At 73.6% G+C, this 26,125-nt stretch carries 22 protein-coding genes; 9 read left to right on the top strand and 13 right to left on the bottom strand.

Features of this window, described 5'->3' with window-relative positions:
• Window positions 1-72 precede the first annotated feature (72 nt).
• Both arc and WIS52_RS24940 read right to left on the bottom strand, forming a co-directional pair.
• On the bottom strand, window positions 73-1,863 hold the full coding sequence (arc, locus tag WIS52_RS24945) for a proteasome ATPase (protein WP_349300860.1): 1,791 nt from the start codon (window positions 1,861-1,863) through the stop codon (window positions 73-75).
• 253 nt (window positions 1,864-2,116) lie between these two features.
• Window positions 2,117-2,947, bottom strand: coding sequence for a tRNA (adenine-N1)-methyltransferase (locus WIS52_RS24940; protein WP_349300859.1), 831 nt, complete (start codon window positions 2,945-2,947; stop codon window positions 2,117-2,119).
• A 254-nt stretch (window positions 2,948-3,201) separates the two neighbouring features.
• Here WIS52_RS24940 and WIS52_RS24935 point away from each other — a divergent pair, with 254 nt between their 5' ends.
• Together WIS52_RS24935 and WIS52_RS24930 are read left to right on the top strand one after the other, a co-directional pair.
• Window positions 3,202-4,146, top strand: a complete 945-nt coding sequence (locus tag WIS52_RS24935) for a RecB family exonuclease (RefSeq protein WP_349300794.1) — start codon at window positions 3,202-3,204, stop codon at window positions 4,144-4,146.
• Window positions 4,147-4,258: 112 nt separating this feature from the next.
• Window positions 4,259-5,116 (top strand): thioesterase family protein, encoded by an 858-nt coding sequence (locus WIS52_RS24930; protein WP_379610206.1) that lies wholly within the window; start codon window positions 4,259-4,261, stop codon window positions 5,114-5,116.
• Between the two features lie 9 nt (window positions 5,117-5,125).
• Here the strand turns inward: WIS52_RS24930 and hisG are convergent, their stop codons facing one another.
• From hisG to metH, 4 genes are all read right to left on the bottom strand, one after another.
• Window positions 5,126-6,019: an ATP phosphoribosyltransferase gene (gene hisG, locus WIS52_RS24925; RefSeq protein ID WP_349300792.1), complete on the bottom strand. Its 894-nt coding sequence runs from the start codon at window positions 6,017-6,019 to the stop codon at window positions 5,126-5,128.
• 48 nt (window positions 6,020-6,067) lie between these two features.
• Complete coding sequence (locus tag WIS52_RS24920; RefSeq protein WP_349300791.1) at window positions 6,068-6,331, bottom strand: phosphoribosyl-ATP diphosphatase; 264 nt, start codon at window positions 6,329-6,331, stop codon at window positions 6,068-6,070.
• A 159-nt stretch (window positions 6,332-6,490) separates the two neighbouring features.
• Window positions 6,491-7,198 carry an HAD family hydrolase gene (locus WIS52_RS24915; RefSeq protein WP_349300790.1) on the bottom strand — a complete coding sequence of 236 codons (708 nt, stop codon included), beginning with the start codon at window positions 7,196-7,198 and terminating at the stop codon, window positions 6,491-6,493.
• Window positions 7,191-10,862 (bottom strand): methionine synthase, encoded by a 3,672-nt coding sequence (metH, locus tag WIS52_RS24910; protein ID WP_349300858.1) that lies wholly within the window; start codon window positions 10,860-10,862, stop codon window positions 7,191-7,193. Before metH ends, WIS52_RS24915 begins: the two co-directional genes overlap by 8 nt.
• Window positions 10,863-10,985: 123 nt before the next feature.
• Here metH and WIS52_RS24905 point away from each other — a divergent pair, with 123 nt between their 5' ends.
• From WIS52_RS24905 to WIS52_RS24895, 3 genes are read left to right on the top strand one after another with little or no spacing between them, the layout of a single operon-like run.
• Entirely contained in the window at window positions 10,986-11,876 is an 891-nt protein-coding gene (locus tag WIS52_RS24905) for a PAC2 family protein (RefSeq protein ID WP_349300789.1), read from the top strand.
• A gap of 16 nt (window positions 11,877-11,892) precedes the next feature.
• On the top strand, window positions 11,893-13,041 hold the full coding sequence (locus tag WIS52_RS24900) for an MFS transporter (protein WP_349300788.1): 1,149 nt from the start codon (window positions 11,893-11,895) through the stop codon (window positions 13,039-13,041).
• A 53-nt stretch (window positions 13,042-13,094) separates the two neighbouring features.
• Window positions 13,095-14,114: a zinc-binding dehydrogenase gene (locus WIS52_RS24895; RefSeq protein WP_349300787.1), complete on the top strand. Its 1,020-nt coding sequence runs from the start codon at window positions 13,095-13,097 to the stop codon at window positions 14,112-14,114.
• Window positions 14,115-14,273: 159 nt separating this feature from the next.
• Here the strand turns inward: WIS52_RS24895 and mshC are convergent, their stop codons facing one another.
• The 4 genes from mshC to WIS52_RS24875 form a co-directional block, all read right to left on the bottom strand.
• On the bottom strand, window positions 14,274-15,512 hold the full coding sequence (mshC, locus tag WIS52_RS24890; protein ID WP_349300786.1) for a cysteine--1-D-myo-inosityl 2-amino-2-deoxy-alpha-D-glucopyranoside ligase: 1,239 nt from the start codon (window positions 15,510-15,512) through the stop codon (window positions 14,274-14,276).
• A 77-nt stretch (window positions 15,513-15,589) separates the two neighbouring features.
• On the bottom strand, window positions 15,590-17,221 hold the full coding sequence (locus WIS52_RS24885) for an AMP-binding protein (RefSeq protein WP_349300785.1): 1,632 nt from the start codon (window positions 17,219-17,221) through the stop codon (window positions 15,590-15,592).
• On the bottom strand, window positions 17,218-18,387 hold the full coding sequence (locus WIS52_RS24880; RefSeq protein WP_349300784.1) for a thiolase domain-containing protein: 1,170 nt from the start codon (window positions 18,385-18,387) through the stop codon (window positions 17,218-17,220). The genes WIS52_RS24885 and WIS52_RS24880 overlap by 4 nt, the downstream gene beginning before the upstream one ends.
• Window positions 18,384-19,229, bottom strand: a complete 846-nt coding sequence (locus WIS52_RS24875) for an IclR family transcriptional regulator (RefSeq protein WP_349300783.1) — start codon at window positions 19,227-19,229, stop codon at window positions 18,384-18,386. The genes WIS52_RS24880 and WIS52_RS24875 overlap by 4 nt, the downstream gene beginning before the upstream one ends.
• Window positions 19,230-19,506: 277 nt before the next feature.
• On the opposite strand from WIS52_RS24875, the gene WIS52_RS24870 reads away from it, so the two are divergent.
• The 4 genes from WIS52_RS24870 to WIS52_RS24855 all read left to right on the top strand — a co-directional run bounded on the left by WIS52_RS24870 (window position 19,507) and on the right by WIS52_RS24855 (window position 23,690).
• The gene (locus WIS52_RS24870) at window positions 19,507-20,523 is read left to right on the top strand and encodes a DctP family TRAP transporter solute-binding subunit (protein WP_349300782.1); all 1,017 of its coding nucleotides are present in this window, start codon (window positions 19,507-19,509) and stop codon (window positions 20,521-20,523) included.
• Window positions 20,520-21,023, top strand: a complete 504-nt coding sequence (locus WIS52_RS24865) for a TRAP transporter small permease (protein WP_349300781.1) — start codon at window positions 20,520-20,522, stop codon at window positions 21,021-21,023. Before WIS52_RS24870 ends, WIS52_RS24865 begins: the two co-directional genes overlap by 4 nt.
• Window positions 21,020-22,447 (top strand): TRAP transporter large permease, encoded by a 1,428-nt coding sequence (locus tag WIS52_RS24860; RefSeq protein WP_349300780.1) that lies wholly within the window; start codon window positions 21,020-21,022, stop codon window positions 22,445-22,447. The genes WIS52_RS24865 and WIS52_RS24860 overlap by 4 nt, the downstream gene beginning before the upstream one ends.
• 325 nt (window positions 22,448-22,772) lie before the next feature.
• The gene (locus tag WIS52_RS24855; protein WP_349300779.1) at window positions 22,773-23,690 is read left to right on the top strand and encodes a PucR family transcriptional regulator; all 918 of its coding nucleotides are present in this window, start codon (window positions 22,773-22,775) and stop codon (window positions 23,688-23,690) included.
• Here WIS52_RS24855 and WIS52_RS24850 read toward each other — a convergent pair.
• Genes WIS52_RS24850 through WIS52_RS24840 form a run of 3 tightly spaced genes read right to left on the bottom strand, consistent with a single transcriptional unit; the run spans window position 23,674 to window position 26,058 of the window.
• Window positions 23,674-24,456: an SDR family NAD(P)-dependent oxidoreductase gene (locus WIS52_RS24850; RefSeq protein WP_349300778.1), complete on the bottom strand. Its 783-nt coding sequence runs from the start codon at window positions 24,454-24,456 to the stop codon at window positions 23,674-23,676. The two genes, WIS52_RS24855 and WIS52_RS24850, sit on opposite strands and share 17 nt — an antisense overlap.
• Window positions 24,453-25,307 carry a PCC domain-containing protein gene (locus WIS52_RS24845; RefSeq protein WP_349300777.1) on the bottom strand — a complete coding sequence of 285 codons (855 nt, stop codon included), beginning with the start codon at window positions 25,305-25,307 and terminating at the stop codon, window positions 24,453-24,455. Before WIS52_RS24845 ends, WIS52_RS24850 begins: the two co-directional genes overlap by 4 nt.
• Window positions 25,300-26,058, bottom strand: a complete 759-nt coding sequence (locus tag WIS52_RS24840) for an SDR family NAD(P)-dependent oxidoreductase (protein ID WP_349300776.1) — start codon at window positions 26,056-26,058, stop codon at window positions 25,300-25,302. Before WIS52_RS24840 ends, WIS52_RS24845 begins: the two co-directional genes overlap by 8 nt.
• Window positions 26,059-26,125: the final 67 nt, after the last annotated feature.

Below are 26,125 nucleotides of genomic sequence, written 5' to 3'. Positions count from 1 at the left end.
CTCCCCCTCCCGACGACGACGGGCCCGCCGCTCGAGGTGAGCGGCGGGCCCGTCGTGGGTGGTGCGGTCTGTCTACAGGTACTGACCGGTGTTCGACGCCGTGTCGATCGCGCGGCCGGTGGTGTCGCTCTTGCCGGTGACCAGCGTGCGGATGTAGACGATCCGCTCGCCCTTCTTGCCCGAGATCCGGGCCCAGTCGTCCGGGTTGGTGGTGTTCGGGAGGTCCTCGTTCTCCGCGAACTCGTCGACGATCGCGTCCAGCAGGTGCTGGACCCGCAGGCCCGCCTGCCCGGACTCGAGCACCGACTTGATCGCGGACTTCTTCGCCCGGTCGACGATGTTCTGGATCATCGCGCCGGAGTTGAAGTCCTTGAAGTAGAGGGTCTCCTTGTCACCGTTGGCGTAGGTGACCTCGAGGAACCGGTTCTCCTCCGACTCGTCGTACATCCGCTCGACGATCCGCTGGATCATGCCGTCGACACACGCCTTGCGGCTGCCGCCGAACTCGGCGACGTCGTCGGCGTGGATCGGCAGTGTCTCGGTGATGTACTTGGAGAAGATGTCCTGCGCGCCCTCGGCGTCCGGACGCTCGATCTTGATCTTCACGTCGAGCCGCCCCGGGCGCAGGATCGCCGGGTCGATCATGTCCTCGCGGTTCGAGGCACCGATGACGATGACGTTCTCCAGGCCCTCGACGCCGTCGATCTCGGCGAGGAGCTGGGGCACGATCGTCGTCTCGACGTCCGAGGACACACCCGAGCCACGGGTCCGGAAGATCGAGTCCATCTCGTCGAAGAACACGATCACCGGGGTGCCGGCGCTCGCCTTCTCCCGGGCGCGCTGGAAGATCAGCCGGATGTGCCGCTCGGTCTCGCCGACGAACTTGTTGAGCAGCTCCGGGCCCTTGATGTTGAGGAAGAACGCACGGCCCTCGTCCGGGTCGTCACCGCGCTGGCTCGCGATCTTCTTGGCCAGCGAGTTGGCGACGGCCTTCGCGATGAGCGTCTTCCCGCAGCCGGGCGGGCCGTAGAGCAGCACGCCCTTCGGCGGGCGCAGCTCGTACTGGGTGAACAGCTCCTGGTGGAGGAACGGCAGCTCCACCGCGTCCTGGATCTGTTCGATCTGCCGGGACAGCCCACCGATGTCGGCGTAGGCGATGTCCGGGACCTCCTCCAGCACGAGGTCCTCGACCTCGGCCTTGGCGACCCGCTCGTAGGCGTAGCCCGCCCGCGAGTCGACCATGAGGGAGTCACCGGACTTGAGAGGGCTGACGCCCTCCTCCTCGCCCAGCTCGAACAGCGGTGCGGCCAGCCAGACCACCCGCTCCTCGTCCGAGTGCCCGACGACCAGGCCGCGGCCCGCCGAGCCGTCGTCGCCGGGACGGGAGATGACCTCCCGCAGCGAGTAGAGATCGCCGACCTGCTCGAAGCCCATGGCCTCGACCACGGTGAGCGCCTCGTTCAGCCGCACGGACTGGCCGCTGCGCAGCGACTCGCCCTCGACGGCCGGGGACACCGGGACGCGCATCCGGCGCCCGGAGGTGAACACGTCGACGGTGTCGTCGTCGTAACGACCCAGGAACACGCCGTATCCGGACGGCGGCTGGGCGAGCCGGTCGACCTCCTCGCGGAGTGCGACCAGCTGCCCCCGAGCCTCCTTGAGGGTCTCGGTGAGCTTCTCGTTGCGGGCGTTGAGCGCGGAGAGCCGGCTCGTGGTCTCGGCCAGTCGTTGTTCCAGCACTCGGGCGTGCCGGGGGGTCTCGGTCAGCCGCTGGCGCAGCGTCGCGATCTCGGTCTCGAGGTGACGGATGTTCTCGGCGGCCTCAGCTGGGCTGAGGTCACGGTGCCTGCCTTCAGACTGGATGTCCCGCCTGCCGGGACCGTCGTCGTGGGGGTGGTTCACGGCAGCCTCCCTCCGTGTTCCGTCCGACCAGGGTACCCAGGTGGGATACCGCGGCGGTGCGTCCAACCGGTGATCCGGGCCTCAGCCGGTCGGGCACCGTGAGTCACTCTGCGGCCTCCTGCTCGTCACCGCCACGTCCACACGGAGGGTCCTTCGTAAAGTTCTTGTTCCACACCGGGCGCGTCGCGGGCCGGGCGCCGCAGCGGACGGCGGGTCAGCGGCCCGTCGGACGGCGCTGCTGGCGGGGTGGCGTGACCCCGTCGGCCAGCCGACGGGCGGTCAGCAGGAAGGCCGTATGGGCGATCATCCGGTGCTCCGGACGGACCGCCAGACCCACCACGTGCCAGGGCCGGACCATCGCCTCCCACGCCTCCGGCTCGGTCCAGCACTGCATCTCGCGCAGCTTCTCGGTGAGCACCGACAGCTGGGTGGTGGTCGCGACGTAGCCGACCAGGATCCCGCCCGGCACCAGGGCGTCCCGCACGGTCTCGAGCACGTCCCACGGCGAGAGCATGTCCAGCACCACCCGGTCGACCTCGCCGCGGTGGTCCTTCACGTCGCCGACGGTCAGGTCCCAGTGCGGCGGGCGGTGCCCGAAGAACTTCTCGACGTTGGTGACCGCGTGCGGCGCGTGGTCGTCGCGGACCTCGTAGGAGATCACCCGCCCGGTCGGGCCGACGGCCTGGAGCAGCGAGCAGGTCAGCGCCCCGGAACCGGCACCGGCCTCCAGGACCCGCGCGCCGGGGAACACGTCGCCCCACATGAGGATCTGTGCGGCGTCCTTGGGGTAGATGACCTGCGCGCCACGGGGCATGGACAGCACGTAGTCGGCCAGCCGCGGCCGCAGCGCGAGGTACGGGGTGTTCGCGGCGCTGTGCACCAGGCAGCCCTCGGCGGCGCCGATGAGGTCGTCGTGGGAGATCTGGCCGCGGTGGGTGTGGTAGTACCCGCCCTCCTCCAGGACCAGGGTGTAGTGACGGCCCTTCGGGTCGGTCAGCTGGACCCGGTCCCCCACCCGCAGCGGCCCGCCGCGCCGAGGCGGCACCCAGGCGGCGGTCTCCTCGCCGGCAGCGGTCACCTCGCCGGGGACGAGGTCCTGGACGGGGACGGTGTCCCGGCCGGACGTGGTGTCGTGAGCGGGGCCGGAGGCCGGCAGCGGGTCGTGCACGGGCGTCGACGCTAGCCACGAACCGCGGAGCCCCCCGCATCGGGGCCGCCCCGGTGATCGCCGAACCGGATCGCGTACGGGGATCCGCGCACCCGGACGGGGTTGTCGGGGGTGTCGCCTAGTCTCGCCGTATGGCCTCGTCGCCGCTCGATCTCGCCGCCTCCGGCCCGCCCGCGGGTGGGGCGGGGACGATCGGGAGCCCGCCCCGTGCCGTCGACGCCGGTCCCCCGTCGACGGAACCCGACGAGCGGCCGCGGCCGCCGGCGTTGTCGCCGTCCCGGGCGTCGGACTTCCGGCGCTGCCCACTGCTCTACCGGTTCCGGGCGGTGGACCGGCTGCCCGAGCCGCCCTCGCGGGCCCAGGTGCGCGGGACGCTCGTGCACGCGGTGCTGGAGCGGCTGTTCGCCGCGGACCCGCCCGACCGCACGCCGGCGGCCGCCCGGGCGCTGCTCGGGCCGTGCTGGGACGAGCTCGCGACGGCCTGGCCGGAGGCGCTGACGTTGTTCGAGGGCCCGGACGACCGGGAGCTCGCGGTCTGGCTGGACTCGGCGTCGGCGCTGCTGGACACCTACTTCACCCTGGAGGACCCGGCCGCGGTGCCGGCCGCGGAGGTCGAGACCCGGATCGAGGTCGAGCTCGCCGCCCCCGGTGGCCCGGTCCCGTTGCGCGGCATCGTGGACCGGCTCGACGAGGGCTCCGGCGGCACCCTGAGCGTCGTCGACTACAAGACCGGGTCCACCCCCGGCGAGGGCTTCGAGGGATCAGCCCTGTTCCAGCTGAAGTTCTACGCGCTGGCCGTGCTGCTGACCCGCGGCCGGGTCCCGGACGAGCTGCGGCTGCTGTACCTGTCCGACGGGACGGCGCTGACCTACCGCCCCGACGAGCCGGAGCTGCACCGCTTCGCCCGGCTGCTCGACGCGGTGTGGACGGCGATCCGCCGGGCCGCGCCGGACGGCGACTTCCAGCCCAACCCCGGGCGCGCCTGCAAGGCCTGCGACCACCGGGCCCGGTGCCCGGCGTGGGGGGGCGTGCCGCCGCCGTACCCGGGGTGGCCCGGGACTCCGGCGACCCCGTGACCCGCGGACGGCCGGGCCGGACCCCCGGGCCACACCCGACCCCTCCCGGGGACCGGCGAGCACCGCGCCGGGACGACCACCACCGGACCGGCACGACCGCCGCCCGACGGGCATGATCGCCGCCGTGCACGATCCCATCCCGCCCACGCCGTTCTATCTCCCGCGCGGCGAGCGCACCGGCCCGGACGGCGCCGGCACCGCCGACTTCGAGGCCACCCTCTCCACCACCGGGCCGTGGTACGCCGAGGCCCAGCACATGGGGCCCCCGTCGGCTCTGCTGGTCCGCGCCATGGAGCGGCTGCCGGAGTCCCGCCCGGGCGGGGCGCAGGACGGGTGGCGGCTCGCCCGCGCCACCGTCGAGGTGCTCGGGATGGTGCCCGCCGGGCCGGTCACGGTGACCGCTCGGGTGGAACGGCCGGGGCGCAGCATCGAGCTGCTGGAGGCGACGATGCAGGCCGCCGGACGCGACGTGCTGCGCGCCCGCGGGTGGCGGCTGGCCGCGGGCGACACCGCGGACGCGGCCACCGGTGCCGTGCCGGCGCTGCCCGGCCCGGAGACCGGCGTCGCGCAGCCGGGCCTTCCCGACGGCTGGCTGCCGGGGTTCCTCGACGCCATCGAGTGGGTCTGGCTGGACGGCGGCGCGCTGGACGACCCCGGTCCGGGGCGCGGCTGGATCCGGATGCGGGTGCCGCTGGTCGAGGGCGAGGAGCCGACGTCGGTGCAGCGGCTCATGGTCGCCGCGGACTGCGCGAACGGGCTCGCCGCACCGCTGGACGTGCGCCGGTGGCTGTTCGTCAACACCGACCTGACGGTGCACCTGCACCGCGCCCCCGCCGGCGACTGGATCGGGGTCGACGCCGCCACCACGATCGGTCCGGACGGGCTCGGCACCTGCTCGGCCGCGCTGTTCGACACCGCCGGGCACACCGGGCGCGGCGCCCAGGCGCTCACCGTCCGGCCACGCGGCTAGCGACCCCGCTCAGACCTCCGGGGCCCGGTCCGAGCTCATCGCCCGGCAGGAACGGATCTCGGAGGTCAGGATGGCGGTCGCCCCGATGGTGGCCAGCTTGTCCATGACCCGGTTCGTGTCCTTCGACGGCACCATGGTCCGGACGGCGACCCAGCCGGCCTTGCGCAGCGGCGAGACGGTGGGCGCCTGCAGGCCGGGCGCGACCTTCTCGACCTCGGACAGCAGGCTCTCGGGGCAGTCGAAGTCCATCATCAGGTACTCACGGGCCAGGACCACACCCTTGAGCCGCTCGGCGAAGATCCGCTTCAGCGCGGTGGTGTGCTCGTCCTCGGCCCGGTCCGGGCGCTTCTCCCGCTCGATCAGCGTGGCCTGCGACGTGGCCAGCGGATCGCCGATGACCTTCAGGCCGTGCTGGCGCAGGGTCCGGCCCGAGGACACGACGTCGGCGATCGCGTCGGCGAGGCCGAGCTGGACCGAGATCTCGACGGCCCCGTCGAGCTTCACGATCTCGGCGCCGATCCGCTTGCCGGACAGGTGCGAGCGCACCAGCCGCGGGTAGGACGTGGCGATCTTGCGCCCGTCCAGGTCCTCGAGCTTCCAGTCGGAGTCGGCCGGGGCGGCGAAGTGGAAGCGGGACTTGCCGAAACCCAGCGCCAGGATCTCCTGGACCTGGCTGCCGGACTCCTCCATCAGGTCGAAGCCGGTCACGCCGAGGTGCAGGTCGCCCTTGCCGACGTAGGTCGCGATGTCCTTGGGCCGCAGGTAGAAGAACTCGATCTCGTTCTCCTCGTCGACCACGCTGAGGTCGCGCGAGTCCGACCGCTGCCGGTATCCGGCCTCGCGCATCATCGTCGCGGCGGGCTCGGCCAGGGTGCCCTTGTTCGGCAGTGCCACGCGGAGCATGACGCTCTCCTGATGGTTCTCGGTGGTGCTGATGTGCTGAGGTCGTAACTAGAGGTGCTTGTACACGTCTTCGAGCGTGAGCCCGCGCTGGATCATGATCACCTGCAGCCGGTAGAGCAGCTGTGAGATCTCCTCGGCGAGTTCGTCGTCGCCCTGGTACTCGGCGGCGAGCCACACCTCGCCCGCCTCCTCCAGCACCTTCTTGCCCTGGGTGTGCACCCCGGCGTCCAGTGCGGCGACGGTCCCCGAACCGGCGGGACGGTCCTTGGCCTTGGCCTGCAGTTCGGCGAACAGCCCGTCGAAAGTCTTCACGTGCATCGACCCCTTTCGCCACCAGTGTGAACCGCCGCCCCGGACGTACCAGCGGGTACCCGGTGCACGGAGCCGTACGGGCGACCGACCGCGCCGGATGGTTCACCCGGCGTGACCGGCCCGGCCCCGATCAGCCGTTCGTCGCGGCCAGAGATCCACTCACGGGCGGCCGCGCACCCGATCCATGATCTCGCCGAGCTCGGCGGTCGTCATGCCGGACAGGGTCTCCCGGTGGACCCGCCGCGGCCCGGCCGCCACCGGCAGCTCGCACGGCACGACGAGCACCGCGCAGCCGGCCCGCTCCGCCGACAGCGCGCCGGTCGGCGAGTCCTCGACCGCCACGCAGTCCGCCGGGGCCACCCCGAGCAGCTCCGCCCCACGCCGGTACGGCTCCGGTCCCGGCTTCGGGTCGGTGACCTCGTCGCCCGGCACGACGGCCGCGAAGTGCTCCCGGCCCATCGTGTCCAGGACCTTCTCGACCAGCACCCGGATGGTGTTCGTGACCAGTGCGGCCGGGATCCGCTCGTCGCGCAGCAGCCCGAGCAGCTCGCGGGCACCCGGGCGCCACGGCACGCCCTGGGCGAACAGCTCCCCGGCGCGGTCGTAGAGCCACTCCCCCATCTCGCGGTAGTCGGCCTCCGGAACCGTCTCCGGGTCCCGCCCGGACTCCCGGAAACAGATCCGCAGGCTGGAGGTCAGCGACCCGCCGACTGTCTCCTTGCGGGCCTCGGCGGACAGCGGTGGTGCGCCCAGGTGCTTCATGAGGTCGTTGAGCACGACCTCCCACACCTTCTCGGAGTCGATCAGCGTGCCGTCCATGTCGAGCAGGACGGCGGCCGGCCTGTTCGCACGCGCGGTCTCAGGCATTGGGTGTGTACCCCAGGTTCGGTCGGAGCCACTTCTCGACGACGGCGACGTCGGTTCCGAGACGGGAGGCGTAGTCGGCGATCTGGTCGGAGCCCACCCGTCCCACGGTGAAGTACCGCGAGCCGGGGTGGGCGAACATCATCCCGCTGACCGCGGCGGCCGGGTACATGGCGTAGGACTCGGTGAGCCCGACCCCGGTCTCCTCCGCGCCGAGGAGGTCGAACAGCGGCCGCTTGAGGGTGTGGTCCGGGCAGGCCGGGTAGCCGAACGCCGGGCGGATGCCGCGGAACTTCTCGGCCAGCAGCTCCTCGAGGGGCTGGTCGGCCTCCGGCTCGAACCACTCGCGGCGGGCCTGCCGGTGGACGTACTCGGCGAAGGCCTCCGCGAGCCGGTCGGCCAGCGCCTTGACCATGATCGCCTTGTAGTCGTCGAGGGCGTCCTCGAACTCCTTCGCCATGTCCTCGGCGCCGTGGATGGACACCGCGAACGCACCCAGGTGGTCCCCCTCGGGGGCCACGTAGTCGACCAGGCTGCGGTTGGCGCGGCCCTCGGGCTTGCGGGTCTGCTGGCGCAGCATCGGCAACCGCACGTCCCCGGAGTCCGGCGAGATGACGACGTCCTCGCCGTCGGCCCGCGCCGGCCAGAAGCCGTACACACCGCGAGCGGTGAACCGGTCCTCGGCGATGATCTGGTCCATCATCGCCTGCGCGTCGTCGTAGAGCTCCTTGGCCACCGGCGAGTTCAGGATCTGCGGGAACTTGCCCTTCAGCTCCCAGGCCAGGAACAGGAACTGCCAGTCGATCAGCTCGCGCAGCTCCGCGATCGTCGGCGTGCAGTCCCGGACCCCGGTGAACTCCGGCGTGGGCAGGTCGTCGAACTCGACAACCTCGTGGTTGGCGCGCGACTCCTCGAACGGCAGCAGCGGCTTGGCCTCGCGCCCGGCGTGCTGCTCGCGCAGCCGCTCCTGGTTCTCGGCGTTGGACTTCGCGAGCGCCTCGGCCCGGTCGTCGTCGAGCAGGTCGGACACCACCCCGACGACGCGGGAGGCGTCGAGGACGTGCAGCACGTTCCCGTCGTAGGCGGGCGCGATCTTGACCGCGGTGTGCTGCCGGGACGTCGTCGCACCGCCGATCAGCAGCGGCAGCTTCAGCCCGCGCCGCTCCATCTCCTGCGCGACGCCGACCATCTCGTCCAGCGACGGGGTGATCAGCCCGGACAGCCCGACGACGTCGGCGCCCTCGGCGACCGCGGTGTCCAGGATCGTCTGGGCCGGCACCATCACGCCGAGGTCGATGACCTCGTAGCTGTTGCAGCCCAGCACGACGCCGACGATGTTCTTGCCGATGTCGTGCACGTCGCCCTTGACCGTGGCCATGACGACCTTGCCGTTGCCGCGCTCGTCGATCTCGCCGCGGGCCCTGGCCGCCTCCTTCTCCTCCTCCATGAAGGGTTCGAGGTAGGCCACCGCGCGCTTCATCACCCGCGCCGACTTCACGACCTGCGGCAGGAACATCTTGCCGTCACCGAACAGGTCGCCGACGACCTTCATGCCGTCCATCAGCGGGCCCTCGATCACGTCGAGCGGCCGGGACGCCTGCGCGCGGGCCTCCTCGGTGTCGGCCTCGACGAAGTCGACGATGCCGTGCACCAGCGCGTGCGAGAGCCGGGCGCGGACGTCGTTCTCCCGCCACGTCAGGTCGACCTTGCGCTGGGTGCCCTCACCCTTGAACCGCTCCGCGGCCTCGACCAGACGGTCGGTGGCGTCCGGGCGCCGGTTGAACAGGATGTCCTCGCACATCTCCAGCAGGTCGGCCGGGATGTCCTGGTAGACCGCCAGCTGGCCGGCGTTGACGATGCCCATGTCCAGGCCCGCCTTGATGGCGTGGAACAGGAACGCCGAGTCCATCGCCTCACGCACGACGTTGTTGCCGCGGAAGGCGAAGGACAGGTTCGAGACACCACCGGAGATGTGCGCGCCCGGGCAGCGCTCCTTGATCCGGGGGCAGGCCTCGATGAAGTCCTTGGCGTAGTCGTTGTGCTCCTCCATGCCGGTGGCGACGGCGAGGATGTTCGGGTCGAAGATGATGTCGTGCGGGTCCAGGCCCGCCTGCCCGACGAGCAGGTCGTAGGCGCGGCCGCAGATCTCGACCTTGCGGTCGGCGGTGTCGGCCTGGCCGGTCTCGTCGAACGCCATCACCACGACGCCCGCGCCGTAGGCCTTGACCCGGCGGGCCTGCTCGAGGAAGGGCTCCTCGCCCTCCTTCAGGCTGATCGAGTTGACGACGCCCTTGCCCTGCACGCACCGCAGCCCGGCCTCGATCACCGACCAGCGCGAGCTGTCGATCATGATCGGCAGCCGGGCGACCTCGGGCTCGGTGGCCAGCAGGTTCAGGAAGGTCGTCATCTCCTCCTCGGACTCGAGGAGGTCGGCGTCCATGTTGACGTCGAGCATGTTCGCCCCGCCGCGGACCATGTCCAGCGCGACGTCGAGCGCGCCGTTGTAGTCCTTCGACTCGATGAGCCGGCGGAACCGCTTCGAGCCGGTGACGTTGGTCCGCTCGCCGATCATGACGAAGCCGGTGTCCGGGCCGATCTCGAACCGCTCCAGCCCGGAGAACCGGGTGCGGTCGGGGGTCTCCACCGGGCTGCGCGGCGGCAGGTCCTTGACCTGCTCGGCGATGTGCCGGATGTGCTCGGGCCCGGTACCGCAGCAGCCGCCGACCAGGTTCACCAGCCCGGACTCGGCGAACTCGCGCAGGTAGGCCGCGGTCTGCTCGGCCGTCTCGTCGTAGCCGCCGAAGGCGTTCGGCAGGCCGGCGTTCGGGTAGGTGGCGACGAAGGCGTCGCTGATCTCGGACAGCGCGACCGCGTGCGGGCGCATCTCGTCCGCGCCCAGCGCGCAGTTCAGCCCGACGACGAGCGGGTCGGCGTGCCGGACCGAGGTCCAGAACGCGTCGACGGTCTGGCCGGACAGAGTCCGCCCGGAGCGGTCGACGATCGTCACCGAGATCCAGACCGGCAGGTGCGGCGCGACGTCGTGCGCGGCCTGCAGCGCGGCCTTCGAGTTCAGCGTGTCGAAGATCGTCTCGATGAGCAGGACGTCGACGCCGCCCTCGTCGAGCGCGGCGATCTGGTCGGCGTAGGAGTCGTAGACCTGCTGGTAGGTCACCGCGCGGTAGGCCGGGTCCTCGACCTTCGGCGACAGCGACAGCGTGACGTTGAGCGGGCCGATCGACCCCGCCACCCACTTCGGCTCGCCGGTGCGCTCCTCGGCCTCGTCCGCGGCCCGGCGGGCCAGCTTGCCGGCCTCGACGTTCATCTCCTTCACGTGCGCCTCGAGCCCGTAGTCGGCCTGGCCGATCGTCGTGGCGGTGAAGGTGTTGGTCGTGGTCAGGTCCGCGCCGGCGTCGAAGTAGTCACGGTGGGCTGCCAGGATGAGGTCCGGACGGGTGAGGTTCAGCAGGTCCGGGTCGCCGTTGGTGTCCTTGTGGTGCCCCTGCAGCCAGTCCGCCGAGTAGTCGTCGGCCGACAGGCCGAGCCCCTGGATGACGGTGCCCCAGGCCCCGTCGATGACGCCGATCCTGCGGCCGAGGAGCTCTTTCAGCTGCTCGGTCTTCTCCCGCGCGCGCGCGACCCGATCGGGGTCCGCCGAGCCGGTCGTGATGTCGCCTTCCGAAGAGGTGCTCACCGAGTGATCTGCTCCCGTCGTGGATGACACGGTCGATCAGGTTACCCGCAGGAGGGGTCGTACCCCGGTTTCGCAGCGCAGGGGTCGTAGGCTGGACCGATGACCGACCGAGAGCCGAGCACCGCCGGCACCGGCGACTCCCCCACCCTGGTGGAGCCGGTCCTCATCGCGGCGTTCGAGGGCTGGAACGACGCGGGCGAGGCCGCGAGCACCGCTCTGGAGCATCTGGAGCTCACCTGGGACGCCCAGCCGCTGACCTCGATCGATCCCGAGGAGTACTACGACTTCCAGGTCACGCGGCCGCACGTGAAGCTCTCCGACGGGATCACCCGGCGGATCGAGTGGCAGACGACGCGGCTGTCCTGGGCGACGCTCCCGGGCACCGAGCGGCACGTCGTCCTGGTGAACGGGATCGAGCCGAACCTGCGCTGGCGGTCGTTCTGCGCGGAGCTCGTCGGTCACGCCGAGCGTCTGGGCGTGACGAAGGTCATCACTCTGGGAGCGTTGCTCACCGAGGTCCCGCACACCCGGCCGACGCCGGTGAACGGCACATCCTGGGACGTCGAGTCGCTGCAGCAGATGGCCACCGAGCCGTCGAACTACGAGGGGCCGACGGGCATCGTGGCGGTGTTCCAGCAGGCGTGCGTGCAGGCCGGGATCCCGGCGGTGTCGTACTGGGCCGAGGTGCCGCACTACGTGTCCCAGGCGCAGGTGCCGAAGGCGGCCGTCGCGCTGCTGCACCGGATCGAGGAGGCGCTCGACGTCGAGGTGCCGCTCGGGGTGCTGCCGGAGAAGGCCGAGGAGTGGGAGCGGACCGTCTCGGAGATGGCCGACGCCGACGACGAGGTCCGCGAGTACGTCCGCCAGCTCGAGGAGCAGGCGAACGAGACCGACGAGGAGGAGAAGCGCACCGAGCTGCGGGAGACCTCCGGCGACTCGATCGCCGCCGACTTCGAGCGCTACCTGCGCCGCCGCGGGCCGAACTCCTGAGACCCGTGGGCTCACGGTGGCCGTCCCGCCGGTGATCCGCCGCGGCGCGCTGTTCGCCGGCGCGTTCCTCGGCCCCTACGGCGGCGGTATGACCGCCGCGATGCTCCCCGAGCTGGGGGCCGACTTCGGCGTGCCCACCGCCACGGCGTCGGTGTCGATCACCGCCTACCTGCTGCCGTTCGCGGCCGTGCTGCTGGTGTCCGGCACGCTGGGCGAGCGCTGGGGCCGGTCCGGCACCGTCGTCGCCGGGTACGTGCTCTACGTGGTGGCGTCGCTGGCCTGCGTGCTGGCCGGGTCCTGGACGTTGTTCCTCGCCGCGCGGGCGCTGCAGGGCGTCGCGAACGCCTTCACCACGCCCCTGCTGCTGTCCGCGCTGGCGGCCTCGGTGGAGCCGGAGCGCCTGGGACGTGCGCTGGGCTGGTTCGGGTCGATGCAGGCGGCCGGGCAGACCTTCGCGCCGCTCGCCGGGGGCCTGGCCGCCGAGCTCGACTGGCGGCTCGCGTTCGGCGCGGCCGCCGCCCTCGCGCTGCTGCTCGCGGTGATCGGGCTCCCCGGCGACGCCGGCGCGCACGCCCGGCGGACCTCCGGACCGCTGCGGCTGCGCTCGGCCTGGACCCCGCCGGTGCTGCGGCTCGCGCTGGTCGCCGCGCTCGGCTGGGGCTGCCTGGCGGGGCTGAGCTTCCTGCTCGCGCTGCGGCTCGAGGACGGGTTCGCACTCGGCGCGGGTCCTCGCGGCCTGGTACTGACGGCGTTCGGCCTGACCGGGATCCTGACGGCGCGGCTGATCGGCGGCGCGGTCGACCGGCTCGGGCCGCGGCGCTGCGTGCTGGCCGGTGCCGTCGGCGGCGGGGCGCTGGTCGCCGGCGTCGGCGCGGTCCCGCTGCTGTGGGCGGTCGTGACGCTCTGGGCACTCGGCGGTGTCTGCGGCCAGCTGATCCTGGTGGGCCTGAACACGCTCGTGCTCTCCTCCCGCGGACCCAACAACGGTGGTGCGGTGTCCGTGGTGCAGGCGGGGCGCTTCGCCGGAGCGGCGACCGCTCCGGCGCTGGTGACCCCGATCTACCACGCCGACCCGCTGGCCGGGTTCCTCGTGCCGGCCGGACTCCTCGCGGCGGGAGCCCCCGCGCTGCTGGCGCTCGACCGGAACCCGGATCGCTGGACCTGAACCCCGGTCGAGGTTGCATCCTTCGTGCGGGCCACGGAGTGGAGGAGACCCGGATGCAGGCGATCGTGGTGGACCGGTTCGGCGGTCCGGAAGTGCTGCAGGTGCGCGACGTCCCGGCCCCGGCGCCGGCGACCGGCGAGGTCCTGCTCGACGTCGAGGCGGCCGGGGTGCTCTGGATCGACACCGCGATCCGGCGCGGGGACGCGCCGCACGCGCACCGGGCGGTGCCGCCGTACGTGCCCGGCGGCACCGTCGCCGGCACGGTGACCGGCCTCGGCGCGGGCGTCGGCCCGGACCTGCTCGGCCGGCGGGTGGTGGCGCGGGCGCCGGCCGGGGGCTACGCCGAACGGGTCGCCGTACGTACGGACGAGCTGACCGCGGTCCCGGACGGGCTCGACCTCCCCTCCGCGGCCGCGCTGGCCGGCGACGGCGCGGTCGCCCTCGCCCTGCTCGAACGCACCCCGGTGCGGCCCGGCGAGCACGTCCTCGTGCTCCCGGCCGCGGGGGCGGCGGGGAGCCTGCTGGTCCAGCTCGTCACCGCCGCGGGCGGACGGGTGATCGGCGGCGCCCGCGGCACCGCCCGGCAGGACCTGGTGCGTGCACTCGGCGCCGAGCACGTGGTCGGCCACAGCGCCGCCCGCAATCACAGCGCCGGTGGACCGCACGGCGACCAGGGGACCTGCGCCGCGCGGGGGTGGATGGCCGAGGTCCACGCACTGGTCCCGCGCGGCCTCGACGTGGTGTTCGACGGCGTCGGCGGGGACGTGGGACGGTCGGCGGCCTGGCTGGTCGCGGACGGCGGCCGCTACAGCTCCTACGGCACCGCCGATGGACGGCCGGTGGTCGTCGGATCCGCCGAGACGCGGTCCCGGAGGCTGACCGTCGCCGGGATCGACCAGCTGGCCGGGTTCGCCGCGGAGCGCCCGCGCCGGGTCCGGGAGGTCCTGGCCCGCGCCTCCCGCGGGGAGCTGCGCGCGGTCGTCGGTGCCACGTACTCGCTGGCCGAGGCCGCGCACGCGCACGCCGACCTGGAGCAGCGCCGGGCGACCGGCAAGATCCTTCTGCGGCCGTGAGCAGAGCCCGCCGCGTGCCCCCCGCCCCCACCCCTTCGACTCATGGAGCTTTAGTTCGGTGCTGCCGAACTAAAGCTCCATGAGTCGGCCTCGGGGTGGGGTCGGGCTCGGGGAAGGGTCGGGTCGGGTCGGGTCGGGTCGGGTCGGGTCGGGTCGGGTCTACAGCGTGACGCCGAGCAGGGCGTCCAGGGCAGTGCGGACCAGCTGCGGCGCGCCGGGGTCGGTGCCGCGGCGGGTGAGCGCCTCGTCGGCCCAGGCGTCGACGGCGGCCAGCGCCCCGGGGGTGTCGAGGTCGTCGGCCAGGTGGGTGCGCAGCGTGGCGACCAGCCCGCCGGCGTCCGGGCCGGCGTCGAGCTGCACCGCCTCCCGCCAGCGGGCCACCCGGCGCTCGCCGAGCGCGTGCACGTCCTCGGTCCAGGAGCGGTCGTCGCGGTAGTGCCCGTCCAGCAGCGCGACCCGGATGACGTTCGGGTCCACGCCGGAGTTGCGCAGCTTCGAGACGAAGACCAGGTTCCCCTTGGACTTCGACATCTTCTCGCCGTCCAGCCCGATCATGCCGGTGTGCACGTAGTGCCGGGCGAACGGGTGCTCACCGGTCAGCGACTCGGCGTGCAGCGCCCCGCACTCGTGGTGCGGGAAGATCAGGTCCGAGCCGCCGCCGTTGAGGTCGATCTGCTGGCCGAGCCGGTTCAGCCCGATCGCGGCGCACTCGACGTGCCAGCCGGGACGGCCGCGGCCCAGGTCGGACTCCCAGGCCGGCTCCCCCGGGCGCTCCATCCGCCACAGCAGCGGGTCGAGCGCGTTGCGCTTGCCGGGCCGGTCCGGGTCGCCGCCGCGCTCCCGGGAGAACGTGAGCATCGTGTCCAGGTCGTAGTTCGACTCGTAGCCGAAGTGCCCGGTCGAGGAGACGTCGTGGTAGACGTCCGGGTACTCCGGGTCGTCGAGCCGGTACGCCGCGCCGGAGGCGAGCAGCTTGGCCACCAGCTCGGAGATCTCCGGGATCGCCTCCACCGCGCCGACGAACTGGCGGGGCGGCAGCACCCGCAGCGCCTCCATGTCCTCGCGGAACAGCGCCGTCTCGCGCAGCCCGAGCACCACCCAGTCGTCCTGGTCGCGCTGGGCGCGCTCCAGCAGCGGCTCGTCGATGTCGGTGACGTTCTGGACGTAGTGCACCTCGTGGCCGAGGTCGCGCCAGAGCCGGTTCACCAGGTCGAACGCGAGGTAGGTGGCCGCGTGGCCGAGGTGCGTGGCGTCGTAGGGGGTGATCCCGCAGACGTACATCGTGGCGACCGCGCCCGGCGCGGTCGGCCGGACCCGGCCGGTCGCGGTGTCGTGCAGCCGCAACGGCGGGCCACTGCCCTCGAGCGCGGGGACGTCGGTCGGGGCCCAGGACTCCATACGGTCAACCTACCTGCGTGTCGTCGGGATTCGGCGGCATGCGCGGGTGCGCTCACCCACCCCAACCACCCGGGCCGTCACGGGATTCCGGGCCCGGGCACCCCGGCCGGCGCCGGCGCCGGTTCCAGCTGCTCCCGGATCGTCCGCTTGACGATCTTCCCGTACCCCGACTTCGGGATCGTCTCCCAGCGCACGAACCGCTTCGGGATCTTGTACCGGGCCATCCGGCCGGCCAGCCAGTCCCGCAGCTCGACCTCCCCGGCCTCGTCGTGACCGGCCGCGGCCACGTAGACGGCGACGCCGATCTCGCCCCACTGCGGGTCGGGCATCCCGAGCACCGCGACCTCGTCGATCGCCGGGTGCTGCAGCAGCTTCTCCTCGATCTCCCGCGGATGGATGTTGGACCCGCCCGAGATGTACATGTCCGACGCCCGGCCGGTCACGTACAGGTAGCCGGCGGCGTCGACGAGGCCCAGGTCACCGGTGCGGAACCAGCCGTCCCGGAAGGACTCGGCGTTCGCGCGCTCGTTGTTCAGGTACCCGGCGAACACGGCCGGGCCGGCCACGCAGATCTCGCCCTGCTCCCCGGCCGGGAGCTCGCGGCCGTCGTCGTCCTGGACGCTGATCTGGATGCCGGTCCGCGGCCGCCCGCAGCTGCCGAACTGCAGGCCGTCGGGCACCGGCCGGTCGTGCTCCCCCGGCGGCAGGACGGTGATGTTCCCGGTGACCTCGCCGAGCCCGTAGTACTGGACCAGGACCTCGCCGAGCACCGCGCGGGCCCGGTCGGCGTCCGCCCGGTACATCGGGGCGCCGGCGTAGATCACGTGGCGCAGCGAGCCCAGGTCGTGCCGGGCGGCCTCGGGCGCCTCGGCGAGCCGCTTGAGGATCGTCGGCACGGTGAACATGCTGCTCACCCGCTCGGTCTCGACCAGGCGCCACACCTCGGCCGGGTCCAGGCTCGCCGAGGTCGGCAGGACGGTCGTCGCGCCGCGGGCGACCAGCGGCAGCAGGTGCACCCCCGCGCCGTGCGAGAGCGGGGCGACGACGACCTGGGCGTCGGTGTGGTCGGTGCCCGGCAGCAGGTCGCACAGGTGGTTGGTGACCACGAAGCCCATCTGGTCGTGGGTCAGCACCGCCGCCTTGGAGCGCCCGCTGGTGCCGGAGGTGAAGAAGTACCAGGCGTGGTCGCCGGTCCGGACCGGCTCGTTGGGTTCGGGGTCCGCCGGCCGCGGCAGCGCTGCGAGGTCCGGGCCCTCGCCGGGTGGGGCGTCGATCCAGAGGACACCGGCCCGGGGCGCGGCGGCGGCGCGGACCGCCTCGGCGTGCCCGGTGTGCGAGCCGTGGCAGATCAGTGCGGCCGGCGCGACGAGCTCGGCGAGGTCGGCCGTCTCGGGTGGGGTGAGCCGGTGGTTGACCGGCGCGAACACCCCGCCGGCCCGCCAGACGCCGAACATCGCGGCGATCAGGCCGACCTGGTTCGGAGCGTCCACCAGCACCGGGTCGCCGCGCCCGACGCCGCGGGCCCGCAGCTCCGCGGCGACGGCGTCGGCCCGGCGGTCGAGCTCCCGCCAGGTGATCCGGTCGGCGCCGTGCACGACGGCGTCGTGGCCGGGCAGCCGCCGGGCGGTCTGGCTCAACAGCTCGGCCAGGTTGACCGCGCGCACGGCCGGGCGCAGCTCGGGCATCGCGGGCCCCGGAAGGCCGCTCACCGGGTCCGCTCCAGCACCGAGAAGTAGTTGGCCACGGCCACCCCGCCCATGTTGAACACCCCGGCCAGGGTCGCGCCGGGCACCTGCATCCCGCCGGCCTCGCCGGTCAGCTGCAGCGCGGCCATCACGTGCTGGGACACCCCGGTCGCGCCGATCGGGTGCCCCTTGGCCTTCAGCCCGCCCGACGGGTTCACCGGCAGCGCTCCGGTGCGCTCGGTGGCCCCCTCGGCGACCAGCGCCGGTCCCCCGCCCGGTCCGGCGAGCCCGAACGCCTCGTACTGCAGCAGCTCGGCGACGGTGAAGCAGTCGTGGGTCTCCAGCAGGTCGAGGTCACCGGTGTCCACACCGGACTCGGCCAGCGCGGCCCGGTGCGCGGCGCGGGCGCCGGCGAGTTCCAGGACGTCGCCCCGGCGGCTCAGCGGCAGGTGGTCGTTGGCGGCGCCCCGGCCCCGCCAGGAGATCGCGCGCGCGGCGCCGGCGGCGACCTCGGGGGCCGCGACGACGACCGCCGCGGCGCCGTCGGACACCAGCGAGCAGTCGGTGCGCCGCAGCGGGTCGGCGACCAGCGGGTTGCGCTCCGACGGCGTCCGGCAGAAGTCGTACCCGAGATCGGTCCGCAGGTGCGCCCACGGGTTGTCCACCCCGTTGCGGTGGTTCTTGGCGGCGATCGCGGCCAGCGTGTCCCCCGGGTCGCCGTGCCGCGCCGCGTACTCCCTGGCGAGCACCGCGAACACGCCGGGGAAGCTCTCGGCCTTCTCCTCGTTGCGGTACGACGCGCTCAGCAGGGCGTCGTTGAGCACCCCGCTCGCAGCGTGCGTCATCTTCTCGGCGCCGACGACGAGCGCGATCCGGCCCCGGCCGGACTGCACGAAGTCCAGCGCGCCGTACAGCGCCGCGGACCCGGTGGCGCAGGCGTTCTCCAGCCGCACCGCGGGGGTCCCGGCCAGTTCCGGGCAGGCGGCGCCGACCAGCGCGCCGCCGAACCCCTGGCGGGACAGGCCGCCGTCGAAGGTCCCGACGAACACGCCGTCGACCTCGCCCGGGCCGATCCCGGCGTGCTCCAGCGCGGGGCCGACGACGCCGGCGATCAGCGACTCGACGTCCGGTTCGGGGGCGCGGCCGAACGCCGAGTGCGCCCAGCCGATCATGCTCGGGGTCGTGGTCATGTCGTCCTCTCCCGCGGGGGCGGTGGTCGTGTGGCGGGCGGTGCGGCGCCAGCGGTCAGGGCGGTCCGGACGTCCTCGGCGCAGCGGTGCAGCTCGGCGGCCAGCTCGGCCCGGCGCTCGGGCCCCAGCCGCTGCTCGATGCTGGCGACGCTCAGCGCGGCGACCACGCGGCCGTCCGCGTCGTGCAGCGGCACGCCGATCGCCCACGAGCCGGCGACGAACCGCCCGTCGTTCAGCGCGTACCCGTCGGCCCGGGAGCGCTGCACCAGGTGCCACAGCGCCTCGTCGTCGAAGCGCAGGTAGCGACGGCGGGCCGGGGCGGTGGCGGCCAGCGCGGCGGCCACCTCGTCGTCGGGCAGCGCCGCGAGGATGGCCAGGCTCCCGGCGCCGATGCCGAGCGGATGGCGGTCGCCGACGGCGAGCGCGTTGTTGCGGATCGGGCCAGACCCCTCCTGGCGACGGGTGCAGAGCGCGTAGCTGCCCCGGCGCACGGTGAGGAAGGTGGTGTCGCCCGAGGAGTCCGCGAGCCGGATCAGGCTGTCGGTCGCGGCGTCGCCGAGCCGGTCCGCGCCGTAGCCGGCCAGCTCGCCGAGCACCGCGGCCTGGACGCCGAGCCGGTACCCGCTCGTGTCCGGGTCCTGCGCCACGTAGCCGGCGTGCACCAGCGCGGTCAGGACCCGGTGCACGCTCCCCTTCGGACGCCCGCTGGTCCGGGCGAGCTCGGCCAGCGACACCCCGCCGGGCCGGTCCCGGGCCGTCACGGCGACCAGGTCGAGCAACACCAGCGCCCGCTGGATGCTCTGCGCACCCGGCGGTTCGGCACCCGCCTCGTGGGCGTGCACGACGTTCCGTGATGCGGATCGCCGGGCGCCGGCACCGGCGTCGTCCGTCGGACCTGGACCGCCGCGCAGGGACACGAGCACCAGGAATACCCAACGAAGCGGCCGACCGCAATGGTCCACCATGCGGAACGATTTTCGCGATCATGCTGCTCTCGTCGATTGACAACACGCTCCGGCCGACCCGAGCATGCGTGTGCCGTCGCGCCGCGGAGCGTCCCGCGGGCGGCCCCCGACCACCTTCCACGCACCGCTGCGGGGAGGTCCCGAGGAGCTGACGATGAGGTCGAAGCTGTTCGCTTCGGGCATCGCCGCGCTGTCCTGCCTCGCGCTCGCCGCGTGCGGTGCGACGGACCCGGCGGCGCCGCCCGATCCGGAACACGTGTGGGACATGACGGTCACCACCGGTGACTCGTCCACCTGGTACGAGGCGGCCGAGCACTTCGCCGACACCCTCACCGAGCGGTCCGACGGTCGTATCCAGGTGCGGCTGTTCACCGGCGAACGGCTCTCGGCGGGCGACCCGGCCGCCGGTGTCGAGCAGCTCATGGCCGGGACCAAGGACCTCTCGTACAACTCGACGATCATCTACGCCGGGATCGACCCGCGGTTCGGCGCGATCAACGCGCCGTTCCGCTACCCGGACCACGCCGCCGCCGAGGCCGCGATCGAGAGCGGCGCCCGGGAGGCCTACGAGGAGCTCTCCGCCGAGTTCGGCGTGGAGATGCTCGGCTTCGGCGAGAGCGGCTTCCGGCAGATCACCAACAACGTGCGTCCGATCCGGACACCGGAGGACCTGGCCGGGATCAAGATCCGGATCCCGGGGATGGGCCTGTTCACCGACGTCTTCCGTGATCTGGGCGCGAACCCCACGACGATGAACTTCGCCGAGGTCTTCACCTCCCTGCAGCAGGGCACGATCGAGGCCCAGGAGAACCCGATGGACGTCATCTCCTCGGCCGGGCTCGCCGAGGTCCAGCAGCACCTCACGATCTGGAACTTCGTCTACGACCCGCTCATCCTCGGGATGAACAAGGAGCTCTTCGACTCCCTCGACCCGGCCGACCGGGACCTGGTCCGGTCCGCCGCGGCCGAGGCCAACGAGCTCCAGATCGCGAGCAACCGGGCGCTGGAGGACTCGCAGGTCGCCGAGCAGTCGGAGCTGATGGAGACCGTCGAGCTCACCCCGGACGAGATCGCGGTCTTCGCCGAGGCGGTGCAGCCGCTCTACGACGCCTACGCGCCGGTCTGGGGTCCCGAGCTCGACGCCGCCGTGGACCCGGGGGCAGGCCGATGACGGACCGGATCCTCACCGCCACGGAGAACGCGCTCGCCGCGATCCCGTTCGCCGTCGTCGCGGTCATCGCGTTCGTGAACGTGGTGACCCGCTACTTCTTCAACGTCTCGCTCGCCTTCACCACCGAGCTGACGGTCAACCTGGTCGTCTGGACCGTGATGATCGGCTCGGTGATCGGCATCCGGGAGGGCGCCCACCTCGGGTTCACCATGCTGCGCGACCGGGTCACCGGCCGGGCGCGTGACGGGCTCACCGTGCTGGTGACCCTGGCGACGGTCGCCTTCCTGCTCGCCCTGCTCGTCCACGGCACCGAGATGGCCGCCCAGCAGTTCGAGCGCGGCCGGGCGACCCCGTCGATCGGCGTGCCGCAGTGGCTGTTCACCGCGGCGCTCCCGGTCGGCGCGGCGCTGGGCGTCCACCGCGCGGTCCGGGCCGGGGTCGCCGCGTTGCGCCGGACCGACCGTCCCGCCGCCCCGCTCGGGCCGGTGGCCGACCGATGATCACACTCGCGCTGTTCGGCACGTTCTTCGTCCTGCTGTTCCTCGGGGTCCCGGTGGCGTTCGCGCTCGGGCTGGCCGCGGTCGTCGCACTCGTGGCCGCGGGCGGGCCCGGGGACATCGCGGTCCTGCCCAGCGTGTTCACCGCGTCGGTGTCCTCGGAGACGCTGCTGGCGATCCCGTTCTTCATCCTGGCCGGGGTGATCATGGAGTACGCCGGGATCTCCCGGCGGCTGATCGACTTCGCGAGCGCCTGCGTCGGGCACCGGAAGCACGGCCTGGCCGCCGTGGTGATCCTGGCGGCGTTCTTCTTCTCCGCCATCTCCGGCTCCGGGCCGGCGACGGTCGCCGCGATCGGCGCCATCCTGATCCCGGCGCTGATCCGGCAGGGCTACTCGCGGAGCCACTCGGCGTCGATGGTGGCCAGTGCGGGCTCGATGGGCCTGATCATCCCGCCGAGCGTGGTGTTCATCGTGTTCGCCGTCGTGGTGAGCGACTTCGCCGGGGTGTCGATCGCGCGGCTGTTCGTCGCCGGTGTGGTGCCGGGGATCCTGCTGGCGGTCGCGTTGCTCGTGGCGTGCCTGTTCCTGCCGCGCACCGCGCCGGTCGCCGAGCCGGCCACGGTCGGGGTGAGCGGGTCCGGCCCGACCGCGATCGCGGACGGCGGGACGGGCCCGGACGGCGGAGCCGGTGGATCCGGGACGGCCGGCAGGCCCGCATCCGCGGGGGCGCCCGGCGTGGCGCTCGAGGCCCGGACGTCCTGGGCCACCCTCGCCGGCGCGTTCGGGCGTGCCCTGCCCGGCCTGCTGCTGCCGGTGATCATCCTCGGCGGGATCTACGGCGGGATCGTCACCCCGACCGAGTCCGCCGTGGTCGCCGCCTTCTACGCGCTCGTCGTCGGCCTGTTCGTCTACCGGGAGCTGCGCCCGTCGATGCTGTTCCGGGTGCTGGTCACCGCCGCGATGCAGTCCGCCGTGATCATGCTGATCGTCGGTGCGGCGTCGGTGTTCGCCTACGTGGTCACGGCCAACGGCATCGCGTCGACGCTGGCCGAGGCGATGCTCGCGCTCACCGGCAACCTCTACGTCGTCCTGTTCCTGGTCGTCGTGCTGCTGCTGGTGATCGGGGCGTTCATCGACGCGATCTCGGCGCTCTACCTGCTCGTGCCGATCGTCGCCCCGGTCCTGCTGGCCCTCGACGTCGACCCGACCACGATCGGCGTGATGATGACCGTCGGGCTCGCGCTGGGCCTGATCACGCCGCCGGTCGGGGTGAACCTGTTCGTCGCGGCCGGTATCGCGCACACGTCGCTGGGTGACGCCTTCCGCGGCATCCGGCCGTTCTTCGTGGCCGGGCTGGTGGTGCTCCTGCTGGTCACCTACCTGCCGGTGCTGTCGAACGGGCTGCCCGACCTGCTGGGGTTCTAGATGAGCGCACCGGTGCGGGACGACGGCGCGGCCGGGAGCGGCTGGGCCGGTGCCGGCACGGACGACGGGGTCCGGATCCTCGTCGACGACCTGGCCGAGCGGCTGGGCCGCTCGGTGGTGGTCGACGACCCGCAGGTCCGGCCGCTCTACGCCAGCCGGCACTTCGACGACGAGGACCCGGTCCGGGTGCGGGCGCTGCTGCAGCGCGATGCCGGGGCCGCGGCCGTCACCCACCTGCTCGGCCACCACGTCACGGGCTGGACGCGCGCCGGAGCTGGGCCTGCTCCCCCGGCTCTGCGCGCCGCTGCGGGCGCACGGTCACCTGGTGGGGCTGCTGCTGGTGATCGACGCCGAGCACGGCCTGTCGGCCGCCGAGATCGCCGACGTCGAACTGGTCGGCGACCGGGTCGCGGCGTTGCTGGCCGGGCGGGCCGCGGCCGGCGACCGGGAACGCGCCGCGCGGGCCGCCACCGTGCGACGGATCCTGTCGGCGGATCCCGCCGAGCGCCGCGCGGCCGTGGGGGACCTGGACCGGCTCGGCCTCGCCGTCGGCCCGCACCTGTCCGTCACGGTCGTCGAGGTGCGGGGACACCCGCCGGGTGCCGGGGTGGAGCCCGCCCTGTGGTCGGTCACCGCGGGCGTGGGCGACGACACGGCCGTCGCGGTGCACGGGGGCCGCGCCGAGATCGTGCGCCGGGACACCGCGGCCCCGACGCCGGCCGATCTGCGGGCCCGCGCGGCCCGGCAGCGGGACGCGGTGCTGCGCGTCCTGGGCGGCCCCGCCGATGTCGTGGTGGGGACCGGCGGCGTGGTGGGCTCGCCGTCGGGGCTGTACGAGTCGGGCCGGCAGGCCTCGGTGGCGGTGCGGGCGGGCCACCGGCTCCCGCACCTCGGCGGCGTCGGGGTGTGGGACGAGCTCGGCGAGTACGCCGTCCTGCTGTGCGTGCCCGACGACGTCCCGCCCGGTCATGCCGGGGCCCGGGCACTGGGCCGCCTCGCCGCACACGACACCGGCTCCCGGCTGCGCGAGACCCTGCGGGTCTTCCTCGACGAGGCGGGATCGGTGCCCCGCGCGGCACGCGCGCTGCACCTGCACCGGACCTCCCTGCACTACCGGCTCCGGCGGATCCGGGAGATCACCGGCCTGGACCTCGACGACGGCCGCGACCGGCTCCTCCTGCACATGCAGCTGCGGCTCGAGGAGACCACCGGTAGCGGCAGGCCGGTCACGCCCGCGCGCTGAGGCCGCCGTCCACCGGCAGGCACACCCCGTTGACGTAGGCCGCCGCGTCGGAGGCCAGGAAGACCGCGGCGCGCGCGACGTCCCACGGGCTGCCCATCCGGCCGGTCGGGCTGGCCGCGTCCCGCTCCGCGCGGGCCCGGGCCAGGTCCTCGGCGTGCAGCTGGTTCCCGACCAGCGGGGTGTCGATGTAGCCGGGCAGGATCGCGTTCGCCCGGATGCCGTCGCGGGCGTGGCTCAGCGCCACCGAGACGGTGAGCTGGTTGAGCGCGGCCTTGCCCGCCATGTAGCCGGGGTAGTCGTAGCCGAGGTGCCGGATGCCGGCCACCGAGGACACGTTGACGATCGCGCCCCGTCCGGCGGCCAGCATCAGCGGCAGTACGTGCGTGCAGGTCAGGAACGCGCCGGTGGCGTTGAGGGCGAGCGCCCGCTCCCAGCCGGCCCGATCGAGCTCGCCGACCCCGCCGAGGATCGCGGCTCCGACGTTGTTGTGCAGCACGTCCGGGGTGCCGAGCCGGGCGGTCGCGGTCTGCACGGCGGCGGCGACGGACGCCTCGTCGGTCACGTCCGCGGTGAGCGCGACGGCCGTGCCGCCCTCGCCGTCGATGAGTGCGGCGGTCTGCTCGGCGGCCGTGGTGTCGACGTCGATCGCCGCCACCCGGGCACCGGCGCGGGCGTAGGCGCGCGCGGCCGCCTGCCCGTTGCTGGTCGCCGCCCCGCTCGACCCGGCCCCGAAGACGAGGACCACCCGGTCCCGCAGATCGGTCATGTCCGCTCCTCCCCCACGATCAGCACCTCGGCCGTCACCGCGACCGGGTTGGCTCCCGGCACCAGGGCCCCGGCGTGGACCGCGCCGTGCCGGTCGACCAGCACGGCGGAGAGCCGGGCCTCGCCGTCGCGCACCGCGCCGCTGAGGACCACCTCGGTCGCCGGCCCGTCCACCCGGCACGGTCCTGACGGCCCGGCCAGGACGCCGCCGGCCAGGCTGCCCAGCGACCCGCGCACGGTGGCGCCGGCCAGGTCGTGCTCCCGGCTCAGCGCGGTGACCGCCCCGGTGACGTCCTCCCCCGGCCGGATCCGGGCGATCACCGCGGGCCCGCCGACCGGGTCACCGGCCGTACCGGGAACCGGGGCGAAGCAGGGCATGTGCGTCTCGTCGTCGCGCGCGTTCACCATGTCCACACCGGACAGGCCGAACACGGTGGCCCCGACCGGCACGTCGCCGGTGCGGCTGTCCGGCCACAGGTGCCCGGCCCGCAGCGCCCCGCCCGGTTCGAGCCAGACCGCGTGGCAGTGCGCGAACCGCCGCCCCTCCCGGAACCCGACGGTGACCGATCCGGTCAGGACCTGCGCGGGACAGGCCGCCTCGCGGGTCGCACTGTAGGACGCCGCGACCGAGCCGTCGTCGCACAGCGCCGGGACGCAGTAGGAGATCCGGTCCAGGACTCCCCCGGAGAGCTCGACCTGCCCACTGGTGTGCCCGGTCGCCTCGACGACGGCGGCGAGCGCGTCGACCAGCGGGGTGTGCGGCGGCAGCACGGTGTGCACGGCCCGGGTGGCGACGGCGATCCCCTGCCGGCGGACCGGGTGGCGGGGGCCGGGATGGCGCAGCTCAGGCACGGACCAGCCCACCGTCGACGTCGACGACCGTGCCGTTCACGTAGCCCGACGACGCCCCGGCCAGCCAGCCGACGGCGTCCGCGACCTCCTCGGGCCGGGCCATCCGGCCGAGCGGGATCTCCGAGGTGTCGTAGGCTGCGCCCGCGGTCATCGCGGTCACGACCGGGCCGGGTGCGACGACGTTCGCCGTCACCCCGGTGTGCCCGGCCTCCCGGGCGATCCAGCGGGTCAGGTTGATGACCCCGGCCTTGGCCGAGGCGTAGCCGGGACCGGACCGCCCCGGTGTGCCGTCGGCCGAGGCCGGGCCGGTGCCGCCGGTCTTGCCGGAGATCGAGGCGACGTTGACGATCCGGCCCCGCCCGGCGGCGGCCAGGTGCGGGAACACCGCGGCCTGGCACATCAGGAAGGTGCCGAGCAGGTTGGACCGGATGTCGCCCATGAACTCCTCGGGCGTGGTGCCGGCGAACGAGGTCCGGCGGCCGGTGCCGGCGCAGTTGACCAGCACGTCGAGCCGGCCGAGCTCGTCGACCACGTCGTCGACGCAGCGCCGCACCTGGTCCGCCTCGGACACGTCGAGGACGCGGGTGGTCGCGACCGCCGGGTCCGGTGCCGGCGGGCCGGTCACGTCGAACCCGGCGACGGTGAACCCGTCGGCGGCGAGCCGGGCGGCGATCGCGGCACCGATGCCGCCGCTGGAGCCGGTCACGATCGCGACGGGCGGTGGGGACGGTGCGGGGCCGGTTGCGGTCAACGTCGATCGCTCCTCGCCGTCGGCGGTGTCGGGCCCCTTCAGCCTGCCCGGGCCGCGGCGGCCGCGG

The organism is Pseudonocardia nematodicida (assembly GCF_040105385.1).
GTDB lineage: Bacteria > Actinomycetota > Actinomycetes > Mycobacteriales > Pseudonocardiaceae > Pseudonocardia > Pseudonocardia nematodicida.
Note: the sequence above shows the minus strand (reverse complement) of the source record. Positions and strands in the feature narration are given on the sequence as shown.